This window comes from Pseudomonas sp. P116 (assembly GCF_020149425.1).
Taxonomy (GTDB): domain Bacteria; phylum Pseudomonadota; class Gammaproteobacteria; order Pseudomonadales; family Pseudomonadaceae; genus Aquipseudomonas; species Aquipseudomonas anatoliensis.
On record NZ_JACVHB010000001.1, the window covers coordinates 299,172 to 311,516 of the forward strand.

Sequence of the window (12,345 nt, forward strand, 5' to 3'; positions counted from 1 at the left end):
TGGCCGGGTCAGTAAAACTGACCTTCGTACAACCCAAAAACCCTCAGCCTCTTTTGTACCAAGCTGTGGACGGCGGCAGTGTGCCAGCCGTCACATCATGCACAGGCCTAAATGCCCCTGACGGCGCCGATGAACGCCTGAACTTTTGCGTGATCCTTGATGCCCTTGCTCGCCTCGACCCCACCGCTGACATCTACTGCATAGGGTTTTACCCGAGCCACGGCGCCTGCGACGTTTTCCGGGGTCAAACCACCCGCCAGAATCAGCGGCTTGCTCAAACCTTGCGGAATCAATGACCAGTCGAACGCCTCGCCGGTTCCGCCCGGCACGCCTTCGACGTAGGTATCGAGCAACACGCCACTGGCGCTTGGGTAGGCATCGACAGCCGCGGCGATGTCATCGCCGGCCTTGACCCGCAGCGCCTTGATGTAAGGACGGTGCCAGCCCTCGCACTCTTCGGCGGTCTCGTCACCATGGAACTGCAGCAGATCCAGCGGCACGGCATCGAGGATTTCCCCCAACTCGCAGCGGCTGGCATTGACGAACAGACCCACGGTGGTCACAAACGGCGGCAAGGCCTTGATGATTTCCCGCGCTTGCTGGACCGAGACTGCGCGCGGACTTTTGGCGTAAAACACGAATCCGATCGCATCAGCCCCGGCTTCGACGGCGGCCAACGCATCTTCTATGCGGGTAATCCCGCAGATCTTGCTGCGAACGGCTGACATATCGAGAAAAACTCCGAGGCAGAATCCGGGAAAGTCCCGGATGGTAACAAAAGCGCTCGAGGGCGTCAGCCGTCAAGTTCGGAGAACCCCGTAAGGAAATGCGGCCCGATAAAACGCTCGGGCAGCGGAAATTCGTCGTGGTACTCGACTTGCACCAGATACAAGCCGTAGGGATGCGCTGTCACGCCGCCAGACCGGCGCTCACGACTTTCCAGCACTTCTTTCATCCACTCGACCGGCCGCTCGCCAGCACCGATGGTCATCAGCACGCCGGCGATGTTGCGCACCATGTGGTGCAGGAATGCGTTGGCGCGGATGTCGAGCACGATCATCTTGCCGTGACGGGTCACGCGCAGGTGATGCATCTTCTTGATCGGCGATTTCGCCTGGCACTGGCCGGCACGGAACGCACTGAAATCGTGGGTGCCAATCAGATACTGCGCGGCCTCAGCCATGCGCTCAGCGTCCAGCGGGCGGTGGTTCCAGGTGATTTCTTCATTGAGATGGGCCGGGCGAATCTGATCGTTGTAGATCACATAACGATAGCGCCGGGCGATGGCCTTGAACCGCGCATGGAAATTCGCCGGCATCACCCGCGCCCAACTGACACTGATGTCGTGAGGCAGGTTGATGTTGGCGCCCATCACCCAGGCCTTCAGCGAGCGATCGACCTGAGTGTCGAAATGCACCACTTGTCCGCAGGCATGCACACCCGCATCGGTACGCCCGGCGCACTGCAAGGAAACGGGTGCGTTGGCGACTTTCGACAAGGCTTTTTCAAGCGCTTCCTGCACCGTCGCCACACCGGTTAACTGACGCTGCCAGCCGCTGTAGCGCGAGCCTTTGTATTCAACGCCCAGCGCCACGCGGTAAAAGCCGTCGGGGGCCATTTCGGCGACCGGGTTATCTATGTTTGCCAAGGTGGGACAGCCTGCTGTTTTTGCAAAGGCGGGCATTATAAGGCCTCAAGATCAAAAGATCGCAGCCTTCGGCAGCTCCTGCACAAGAATCGGCGTTTTCCTGTAGGAGCTGCCGAAGGCTGCGATCTTTTGATCCAATGCGCCAAACAAAAACGGCAGCCTCATGGGCTGCCGTGTTCTTTACCGCTGAACCTGATTTACAGGCTCGAGAGCATTTCCTTGGCTTCGCCGCGCTGCTTCTCATCACCCTCGGTCAACACTTCATTGAGGATGTCGCGCGCGCCGTCGCTGTCACCCATGTCGATGTAGGCCTGCGCCAGATCAAGTTTGGTGGCTGCTTCGTCGGTGCCCGCGAGGAAGTCGAAATCGTCTTCACCCAGATCATCACCCAGCGCCGCATCGGCCTCCGTGAACGTCGGCTCGGCGATGCTCTGCGACAGGCGATCCAGCTCGGCGTTGACGTCATCCAGTTCGGCGGCAAATGCATCAGGCTCGGCCGCCGGATTGGAGTCCATCTCGTCAGCCAGCGACAGGTCGAAATCGGCTGGCAGCTCCAGATCATCCTGCGGCACATCGGCGACGACGGGTGGCTCTAGCGGCGACAGATCTTTCACGCCGTCGTCCAGATCCAGCAGGAAGTCATCATCGGCCAACGGTGCCGGAGCAGGAGCCGGCTCAGCGCCAAGGTCCAGATCCAGGTCGAAATCCGAGAGATCATCGAGATTCTCTTTGGTGTCGGTCTGCTCTTTCAGCACCGATTCAAAGCTCAGATCGTCGTCCGACGGGAACTCGTCCAGTTCGACTGGCGCTTCGGGCTCAACGATTGGCGCCGGCTCAACCGGAGTGATGTTGTCGAGATCGTCCAGACTCAGGTCGAACGCGCTGTCCAGATCGTCCGCAACTGGCGATGGCTCAGGCACTTCTGGCTCATCCAGCAGCAATTCCTTGACGTACTGGGCGTCCAGCTCGGCAGCGATGGCGGCGGCGGCCAAACCACCGGCGACCGCTACGGCCATGGCCGGGAAACGGCTTTTCAGCTCTTCGACCTTGGCGAAGTTGTCGCCATTGGCTACCAACTGACGCTCCTGACCTACGAAAGCATCGCGATCGCCCTGCTGACCATAGACTTCCATCAGCTTCAGACGCAGATCACTGCGCTGCGGCTCCAGGCTGATGCCCTCTTCCAGCAATGCAGCAGCCTGATTCATACGTCCGGCGTTAATGTGCGATTGAGCCTTGTCGAGGACATCATCGGAGCGCTCGCCTGCCGGGGCAACCAGCGGTGCGGCGATCGGCTCGGCCATCACGATTGGCGCCACAATCGGGGCGACTACTGGCGCAGGCGTTGGCGCTGGAGCCGGCGTGTTGAGCTTGACGCTGGCGGCCGGGGTTTCCAGGCCTTCGAAGCTGCTTTCCGGCAGATCGTGCTCGGCGGAGAACTCTTGTTCCTCAGCCAGAGCGCGCGCCATGCGCACATGCTTCTCGGCTTCCTGCTGAGCTTTGCGGCGACGGGCCAGTAGCAACAGCAACAACAGCAAGACCACGGCACCGCCACCGACCAGACCCAGCAAGATCGGATTGGTCAGCAGCTCGTTGAAGGTTTTTTCGTCATCAGCGGCAGGTGTGGTTTCGACCACCGGCTCGACCACTGGCTCAACTGGCGTCTCGGCCGGTGGTGCAATGGCCGACTCTGGCGTCGGCGCTGCTTCTGCCGGTGTCGCTGGCGGTGTGGCGGCCAACTCGGCAGTGATCGCAGGCACCGCCGGATTGGCGCCTGGCGCAGCACCCGGCCCTTCGGCCTGCATCTTCGCCAGTTGGTTGTTCTTCAACTCGATCAGACGTTGCAGCTTGTCGAGCTGACTTTGCAGATCGGTCATGCGGCTTTTCAGTTCCTCGTTGTCACGACGGGTCGTGTCGAGGCTTTCTTGAGTGACCGCGAGCTTGTCGCTCAGGGCCTTGGCGTCGCCCGCCGGGCCTTTGCCGCGGGCCTTGGCGCTTTCAGCGGAAACCAGGCTCAGGTTGTCTTGCGCGTCAGGCGCAGCGCCAGTATTGCCGCGACCACGGTTGGTCGCATCGAGTTGCTGCTGACCGGTGCCAGGCTTGGCCACATATCGACGGCCCTGACGCCAGGCTTCGTTTTGCGCCGCGACTTCAGCGATGGCCGCCGACTGTGGCAGCGCAGTGCTTTGCACCGAATCCGGCAGACGCAGGACCTGGCCGACTTTCAGGCGGTTGATGTTGCCGCCGATAAACGCATCCGGGTTCAACGCCTGAATGGCCAGCATGGTCTGCTGCACCGAACCGCCGGTACGCGCCTTCGCCGCAATTTCCCACAGGGTGTCGCGCGGGGTGGTGGTGTATTGCGTCGAGTGCGTGGCGCCGGTGGTCGGCGCAGTGATGGTTTGCGACGGCGCCGGTTGAGCAGCGGCGTCAGCGGTCTGCGGCGAAAACTTCGACGGGTCCAGCAGCACGCTGTAATCGCGCAACAAGCGGCCGTTCGGCCACATCACCTGGACGAGGAATTTCACCATCGGTTCCGACAGTGGCTTGCTCGAGGTCACCCGCAGCACGCTTTTGCCACTGGCGTTAAGCACTGGCGTGAACGTCAGATCATTGAGGAAGGCCTGGCGGTCGACGCCGGCCTTGGCGAAGTCTTCCGGCGAGGCCAGGCTCGGCACCACTTCGGCAGCGGTGAGATCCTTGACGTCGAGCAGCTCGATTTCAGCCACCAGCGGCTGGTTCAGGGTCGACTTCAGGGTCAGCTCCCCGAGCCCGAGGGCATGCGCCATACCGGAGGACAGCGCCGAGGCGGCCGCTATTGCTAACACCAGTTTGCGAACTTGAACCATAGCCTCATCCTTTGTTTGAACGTTCCTCGGCCAGCGAGAAGATGTTGAATACCGCTGCCGTAAGGCATTGCGCGCGACGACGACAGACTGCCGCGCGCGATCATTTCTTTGATGCCCCGGAAAGTCCCGGAGGGTGACTCGTTATCAACTGCTTCGGCCAAGCATAGCGCCCAGCTAGAATCAGTCGACAAATTGTTGCCAAGTATCTTTTACAGCAGGTCTTTTATCAACAACTCGGCAACCTGCACAGCATTGAGTGCTGCGCCTTTGCGCACGTTATCTGACGTCAGCCACAGATTAAGTTCCGCCGGGTCATCGACACCACTGCGAACACGACCGACATAGACCACGTCCTGCCCCACCGCGTCACCGACCGCCGTCGGGTAATCACCGGCATCGACCAGTTCAATGCCCGACGCAGCTTCCAGCGCGGCATTGACCTTTTTCAGGTCGACGGCCTGCGCTGACTGCAAGGTCACGCTAAGGCTATCGCCAAAAAACACCGGGGCTTGAACGCAACTTGCGGAAATCTTTAATAAAGGCTGCGCCAGCACCTGACGCAACTCACGCACCAGGCGTTTTTCCAGCAGCGTATGGCCCTGCGCGTCAGGCGTGCCGACCTGAGCCAGCAGGTTGAACGCCATCTGCCGATCGAAAAACTTTGGCTCCAACGGGCGCATGTTCAGCAGCTCGGCGGTCTGGCGTGCCAGCTCGGCGACGGCTTCACGACCCTGGGCAGAAACAGCCAGATTGGCGGTGACGTTGACGTATTGCAGATCAATCAGATCGAGCAACGGCGCGAGCACTACGGCAAGAGTGGTCGCCGACGGACTCGGGCTGCTGACCTGGAACGGCGCTTTCAAGCCGGCGAGCACAGCAGCATTGGCTTCGGGCACCACTTGCGGCGCCTGATCGGCCGGCAAGGCGCCGGACAGGTCGATCAGCGAGCAACCGGCGGCGTGAACGCGGGCGGCGTAGCTCAGGGTGATGGCTGGACCGGCGGCGAAGAACACCAGTTTGACCTTGCTGAAATCGAACTCGTCGACCTCACGCACGCGCACGTTCTTGTTGCGGAACAGCACCGAGCTGCCGGCGGATTCGCTGCTGGCCAGCAGGTGCAGGTTGCCGACCGGGAAATTACGTTCTTCAAGAATCTGTACGAGGGTTTCGCCGACAGTACCGGTGGCGCCGATCACGGCAATATCAAGGGTCTGGGTCATGGTGCGAGCCTCTGGCGAAACGGGGGGAGCGGCACTTTACCGGGTGACTGGCGCACAGGCAATTTCTGCCGGAGGTTTGCGGAGACTGTTCAGGCCTCATCGCGAGCAGGCTCACTCCTACAATGATTGGTGTGGAACAGAAAACTTGCGTTCACCACCGCCCACTGTAGGAGTGAGCCTGCTCGCGATGAGGCCAGACCTGACACTCAAGAAATTTCAGGCATAAAAAAACCCGCACCTCTCACAAGGCACGGGTTCTTTTATGACTTCAAACGATCAACGCTCAAGCAAAATCCGCAGCATGCGACGCAGCGGTTCGGCCGCGCCCCACAGCAGTTGGTCGCCGACGGTGAAGGCGCCCAGATACTGGGTGCCCATGTTCAGCTTGCGCAGTCGACCGACCGGCACATTCAGGGTGCCGGTGACCTTGGTCGGGCTCAGCTCCTGCATGCTGATCTCGCGCTGGTTCGGTACCAGTTTGACCCAAGGGTTGTGCTGGCTGATCAGCCCTTCGATGTCGGCGATCGGTACGTCTTTGTTCAGCTTGATGGTCAGCGCCTGGCTGTGGCAACGCATGGCGCCAATGCGCACGCAGATGCCGTCGACCGGGATCGGGCTCTTGAAGCGACCGAGAATCTTGTTGGTCTCGGCCTGGGCCTTCCACTCTTCGCGGCTCTGGCCGTTCGGCAGTTCCTTGTCGATCCACGGGATCAGGCTGCCAGCCAGCGGTACGCCGAAGTGTTCGGTCGGGTACGCTTCGCTGCGCATGGCCTCAGCCACACGACGGTCGATATCCAGGATCGCACTGGCAGGATCCGCCAGTTGCTCGGCAACAGCGCCGTGGGTCACACCCATTTGCTTGATCAGTTCACGCATGTGCTGCGCGCCGCCACCGGAGGCAGCCTGATAAGTCATGGCGCTCATCCACTCGACCAGACCGGCTTCGAACAGACCGCCCAGCCCCATCAGCATCAGGCTGACGGTGCAATTGCCGCCGATGTAGTTCTTGGTGCCCGCATCGAGCTGCTGGTCGATGACCTTGCGGTTGACCGGATCAAGAATGATGACCGCGTCATCGTTCATGCGCAGGCTGGAAGCCGCGTCGATCCAGTAACCCTGCCAGCCGGCTTCGCGCAGCTTGGGGAACACTTCGCTGGTGTAGTCGCCGCCCTGGCAGGTCAGGATCACGTCGAGGGTCTTCAGCTCTTCAATGCTGTAAGCGTCCTTGAGCGGGGCAATATCCTTGCCCACGGACGGGCCTTGGCCACCGACATTGGAAGTGGTGAAAAACACCGGCTCGATAAGATCGAAATCCTGCTCTTCCAGCATCCGCTGCATGAGCACGGAACCGACCATACCGCGCCAACCGATCAGACCTACACGTTTCATCGCAACTACACCTTCTTGAAAAGTGGGCCGCTGCTTTGTATTGAATTTCGCAGCGGGCCCGAGAGATTACAGATTCCGCAGCGCGGCGACTACTGCGTCGCCCATTTCCTGCGTACCGACTTTGTTGCAACCGGCCGAATAGATGTCGCCGGTGCGCAGGCCTTGATCCAGAACCACGCTGACGGCTTTCTCGATGGCATCGGCCGCGTCATGCAGATTGAAGCTGTAACGCAGCATCATCGACACCGACAAAATGGTCGCCAACGGGTTGGCGATGCCTTTGCCAGCAATGTCCGGCGCCGAACCGTGGCAAGGCTCGTACATGCCCTTGTTGTTGGAGTCGAGCGAGGCCGACGGCAGCATGCCGATGGAACCGGTAAGCATCGACGCTTCGTCGGAGAGGATATCGCCGAACAGATTGTCGGTGACGATCACGTCGAACTGCTTCGGTGCGCGCACCAGTTGCATGGCCGCGTTGTCGACGTACATGTGGCTCAGTTCGACTTCCGGGTAATCCTTGGCGACCTGCTCGACCACTTCACGCCACAGTTGGCTGGAGGCCAGCACGTTGGCCTTGTCGACCGAGCACAGCTTCTTGCCACGCACCATGGCCATGTCGAAACCGACGCGGGCGATGCGGCGGATCTCGCTTTCGCTGTATGGCAGGGTGTCGTAGGCCTGACGCTCGCCGTTTTCCAGCGTGCGGGTGCCGCGTGGCGCGCCGAAGTAGATGCCGCCGGTCAGCTCACGGACGATCAGGATGTCCAGACCGGCAACGATTTCCGGCTTCAGGCTCGACGCGTCGGCCAGTTGCGGGTACAGGATCGCCGGACGCAGGTTGCCGAAAAGGCCCAGTTGCGCACGGATTTTCAGCAGACCGCGCTCAGGGCGGATGTCACGCTCGATGGTGTCCCATTTCGGGCCACCGACAGCGCCCAGCAGGACGGCATCGGCAGCGCGGGCACGGTCGAGGGTTTCGTCGGCCAGTGGCACGCCGTGCTTGTCGATGGCCGCGCCACCGATCACGTCATGGCTCAGCTCGAAACCCAGGCTGTACTTGTCGTTGGCCAATTCCAGCACCTTGACCGCTTCGGCCATGATTTCCGGACCAATACCGTCGCCTGGGAGAATCAGAATCTGCTTGCTCATGCTTTCCTCGTGTCTTCAGTCGGTGCGCCCTCAACTGGCGCGCCCGGAAAATTCTTATCGTTCGGCCATCAGTACGATCACATCGGTACTGAACGAGCCGTCGGCATCAATCTCAAAATATTCGCGTACTTCGTTGCCCATCGACTGCTGCAACTGGCGGATCGCGGCGCGCATCACTTCAGGTGTGCGCATGCGCTCGACCCAACTGCTGTACTCCAGGCGCAGACGCTGCCGCGCAGTGCTACGCGCATGCAACCCCGCCTCGCTGACCTGCCGCAACCACTCGCCGGCAGAATAATCGCGCACGTGACTGGTGTCGCGCAGCACTTCGACGCTTTGCAGGTAAGTGTCGAACAACGGGCTACCCGGCGACAACACATCCACGAACGCCGCCACACCACCCGGCTTTAATACCCGGCGTACTTCGCGCAGGGCCACACCGAGATCGCTCCAGTGATGCGCCGAATAACGGCTGAAGACGAAATCGAATTCGCCATCGGCAAACGGCAGACGCTCGGCGGCTCCATTGACCGTGGAGATATTGCTCATGCCGCGATCCAAGGCAGCAGCAGCCACGACGTCGAGCATTTGCTGCGACAGGTCGTAGGCGACCACTTCCTTGACCAGCGACGCCACGTGAAAACTCACATGGCCGGCGCCACACCCCAGGTCCAGCAACCGCGCTTCGCCCTGCCCTGTCAGTTCAGCCTGTAGCAAGGCGAATTCAGTGCCTTGCGCATGAACGGCGCTGCTCAGGTAGGCGGCGGCCTGTTCACCGAATTGCTTTTGTACAACCTGACTGTGCTGGGCGGTGCTGGTCATGGGGACTTTCCTTGAATCTTGTGGTGCTTGTTCCGGCCTCATCGCTGGCAAGCCAGCTCCCACAGTAATTTGCGGTGTTCACAAAACCTGTGGGAGCTGGCTTGCCAGCGATGGGGCCGGCCCTGACTACATCAATCTCGAATCAATCACGCGTCGCGGAACAACCACGGCTGGCTCACGCGATGCTTCGCTTCAAACGTCGCAATCGCTTCGTGGTCCTGCAAGGTCAGGCCGATATCGTCCAGACCGTTAAGCAGGCAATGCTTGCGGAACGCATCGATCTCAAAGTGGTAAACCTTGCCATCCGGACGCGTCACGGTTTGCGCTTGCAGATCGACTTGCAATTGATAGCCCGGCTCAGCCTCGACCTGCTTGAACAATTCATCGACTTCAGCGTCGCTCAAGATGATCGGCAGCAAGCCGTTCTTGAAGCTGTTGTTGAAGAAGATGTCGGCGTAGCTCGGCGCGATGATGCTGCGAAAACCGTACTCTTCCAGCGCCCACGGCGCGTGTTCACGGCTGGAGCCGCAACCGAAGTTTTCGCGGGCCAGCAATACACTGGCGCCCTGATAACGCTCGGCGTTGAGCACGAAGTCCTTGTTCAACGGGCGCTTGGAGTTGTCCTGATACGGCTGGCCAACATCAAGGTAACGCCACTCATCGAACAGGTTCGGGCCGAAACCGGTGCGCTTGATCGACTTCAAGAACTGCTTCGGAATGATCTGGTCGGTGTCGACATTGGCACGATCCAGAGGCGCGACAAGACCAGTGTGCTTGGTAAATGCCTTCATCGTTACTGTGCTCCCTGAATCAATTCACGAACGTCGATGAAACGACCGTTCACCGCCGCCGCAGCAGCCATGGCCGGGCTGACGAGGTGGGTGCGGCCACCGGCGCCCTGACGGCCTTCGAAGTTACGGTTGGACGTCGAGGCGCAATGCTCGCCGGACTCCAAACGATCCGGGTTCATCGCCAGACACATCGAGCAACCGGGCTCACGCCATTCAAAACCGGCCTCAAGGAAAATCTTGTCCAGACCTTCAGACTCGGCCTGCGCCTTCACCAGACCCGAGCCCGGCACGACGATGGCTTGCTTGATGGTCGAAGCCACCTTGCGACCCTTGGCAATCACTGCGGCGGCGCGCAAATCTTCGATCCGCGAGTTGGTGCAGGAACCGATGAACACGCGATCGAGTTGAATGTCGGTGATCGCCTGATTGGCGGTCAAACCCATGTATTTCAGGGCGCGGACGATCGAGTCGCGCTTGACCAGATCCATCTCTTTAGCCGGGTCCGGCACGTTCTGATCAACGGCCAAGACCATTTCCGGCGAAGTGCCCCAGCTGACTTGCGGCTTGATCTGCGAGGCGTCGAGTTCGACCACGGTGTCGAATTTGGCGTCGGCGTCGGACACCAGGTCTTTCCAGGACTCGACCGCCATCTCCCACTCGGCGCCTTTCGGTGCGAACGGACGGCCCTTGACGTAATCGACAGTCTTTTGATCCGCCGCCACCAAACCCACGCGGGCGCCGGCTTCGATGGACATGTTGCAGATGGTCATGCGGCCTTCGACGGACAAATCGCGAATCGCGCTGCCGGCGAATTCGATGGCATGGCCGTTACCGCCGGCGGTGCCGATCTTGCCGATCACCGCGAGGACGATGTCCTTGGCGGTCACGCCGAACGGCAATTGGCCTTCGACGGACACCAGCATGTTTTTCATTTTCTTGGCGACCAGGCACTGAGTGGCCAGCACGTGCTCGACCTCGGAAGTGCCGATACCGTGAGCCAACGCGCCGAACGCGCCGTGGGTCGAGGTGTGCGAGTCACCGCAGACCACGGTCATGCCCGGCAAGGTCGCGCCCTGCTCCGGGCTGATCACGTGGACGATGCCTTGGCGGACGTCGTTCATCTTGAACTCGACGATGCCGTATTCATCACAGTTGTCATCGAGGGTCTGGACCTGCAAACGCGAGACCTGGTCGGCAATGGCTTCGATGCCACCCTTGCGCTCCGGGGTCGTCGGTACGTTGTGGTCCGGGGTCGCAATGTTGGCATCGATGCGCCAAGGCTTGCGCCCGGCCAGACGCAGACCTTCAAAGGCTTGCGGCGAAGTCACTTCGTGAATGATGTGACGATCGATGTAGATCAGCGCAGAGCCATCGTCGCGCTGCTTGACCAAATGCGAATCCCAGAGCTTGTCGTAGAGCGTTTTGCCGGCCATCAGACGGTTCCTCATCAGCTTGTTTCTATGCCCTGGGTATTTGAGAGATTCAATAACCCTTTGGCTTGTGAGGTCGATCCTATGGGGTTAGATTAAATAACTCAAATTCATATTTTTTATGCTTTGGATAACCAACTGGAATACCACCATGGATCTGGCTAACCTCAATGCTTTTATCGCCATCGCCGAGACCGGCAGTTTCTCCGGCGCCGGTGAGCGGCTGCACCTGACGCAACCGGCCATCAGCAAGCGTATCGCCGGTCTGGAGCAGCAACTCAAGGTGCGCCTGTTCGATCGACTGGGTCGCGAAGTCGGCCTGACCGAGGCCGGCCGCGCCCTGCTGCCGCGCGCTTATCAGATTCTCAATGTGCTGGACGACACCCGCCGCGCACTGACCAACCTGACCGGCGAAGTCAGCGGCCGCCTCACATTGGCCACCAGTCATCACATTGGCCTGCACCGCTTGCCGCCGCTATTAAGGGAGTTCACCCGCTGCTACCCCCAGGTCGCGCTGGATATTCAGTTTCTCGATTCGGAAGTGGCCTACGAAGAAATACTCCACGGCCGTGCAGAACTGGCGGTCATCACCCTTGCCCCCGAGCCGCACACGCTGGTCAAAGCCACGCCGGTGTGGGATGACCCGCTGGATTTCGTGGTCGCCCCGGAGCATTCGCTGATCAGCAACGGCGCCGTCAGTCTGGCGGACATTGCCGGCCATCCGGCGGTTTTCCCCGGCGGCAACACATTCACACACCATATTGTCCAACGTTTGTTCGAGGCCCAAGGGCTGACGCCGAACATCGCGATGAGCACCAACTATCTGGAAACCATCAAGATGATGGTCTCCATCGGCCTGGCGTGGAGCGTACTTCCGCGCACCATGCTTGATGAACAGGTGGCAAGCATCGCATTGCCGGGCATACAGCTCAGTCGCCAGCTAGGCTATATCGTGCACACCGAACGGACGCTATCGAATGCAGCAAGAGCGTTTATGGCCTTGCTGGATGCACAAATCGATCTGCCAGGGACTCAGGGCTAACTTGT

General features: G+C 60.3%; 10 protein-coding genes. 1 reads left to right on the forward strand and 9 read right to left on the reverse strand.

From position 1 onward, the window contains the following. Positions 1-107: 107 nt before the first annotated feature. The 9 genes from ICA15_RS01725 to leuC form a co-directional block, all read right to left on the reverse strand. A complete protein-coding gene (locus ICA15_RS01725) occupies positions 108-728 on the reverse strand; it encodes a phosphoribosylanthranilate isomerase (RefSeq protein WP_042558611.1) in 621 nt (206 codons plus the stop codon). 65 nt (positions 729-793) lie between these two features. Continuing rightward, the gene (gene truA / locus ICA15_RS01730; RefSeq protein ID WP_150601525.1) at positions 794-1,618 is read right to left on the reverse strand and encodes a tRNA pseudouridine(38-40) synthase TruA; all 825 of its coding nucleotides are present in this window, start codon (positions 1,616-1,618) and stop codon (positions 794-796) included. Between the two features lie 227 nt (positions 1,619-1,845). Beyond that, the gene (locus ICA15_RS01735) at positions 1,846-4,497 is read right to left on the reverse strand and encodes a FimV/HubP family polar landmark protein (protein ID WP_210555597.1); all 2,652 of its coding nucleotides are present in this window, start codon (positions 4,495-4,497) and stop codon (positions 1,846-1,848) included. A gap of 209 nt (positions 4,498-4,706) precedes the next feature. Then, on the reverse strand, positions 4,707-5,717 hold the full coding sequence (locus ICA15_RS01740; RefSeq protein WP_150601436.1) for an aspartate-semialdehyde dehydrogenase: 1,011 nt from the start codon (positions 5,715-5,717) through the stop codon (positions 4,707-4,709). Positions 5,718-5,993: 276 nt separating this feature from the next. Further along, a complete protein-coding gene (gene asd, locus ICA15_RS01745; RefSeq protein ID WP_150601435.1) occupies positions 5,994-7,106 on the reverse strand; it encodes an aspartate-semialdehyde dehydrogenase in 1,113 nt (370 codons plus the stop codon). A gap of 66 nt (positions 7,107-7,172) precedes the next feature. Next, a complete protein-coding gene (gene leuB, locus ICA15_RS01750) occupies positions 7,173-8,255 on the reverse strand; it encodes a 3-isopropylmalate dehydrogenase (RefSeq protein WP_150616663.1) in 1,083 nt (360 codons plus the stop codon). A gap of 54 nt (positions 8,256-8,309) precedes the next feature. Next, entirely contained in the window at positions 8,310-9,077 is a 768-nt protein-coding gene (locus ICA15_RS01755) for a class I SAM-dependent methyltransferase (RefSeq protein WP_210555596.1), read from the reverse strand. Between the two features lie 146 nt (positions 9,078-9,223). Then, positions 9,224-9,868: a 3-isopropylmalate dehydratase small subunit gene (gene leuD / locus ICA15_RS01760; RefSeq protein ID WP_210555595.1), complete on the reverse strand. Its 645-nt coding sequence runs from the start codon at positions 9,866-9,868 to the stop codon at positions 9,224-9,226. Positions 9,869-9,870: 2 nt separating this feature from the next. Beyond that, positions 9,871-11,301: a 3-isopropylmalate dehydratase large subunit gene (gene leuC / locus ICA15_RS01765; RefSeq protein WP_150601433.1), complete on the reverse strand. Its 1,431-nt coding sequence runs from the start codon at positions 11,299-11,301 to the stop codon at positions 9,871-9,873. 148 nt (positions 11,302-11,449) lie between these two features. On the opposite strand from leuC, the gene ICA15_RS01770 reads away from it, so the two are divergent. Continuing rightward, positions 11,450-12,340: a LysR family transcriptional regulator gene (locus ICA15_RS01770; RefSeq protein WP_047300450.1), complete on the forward strand. Its 891-nt coding sequence runs from the start codon at positions 11,450-11,452 to the stop codon at positions 12,338-12,340. Positions 12,341-12,345 lie beyond the last annotated feature (5 nt).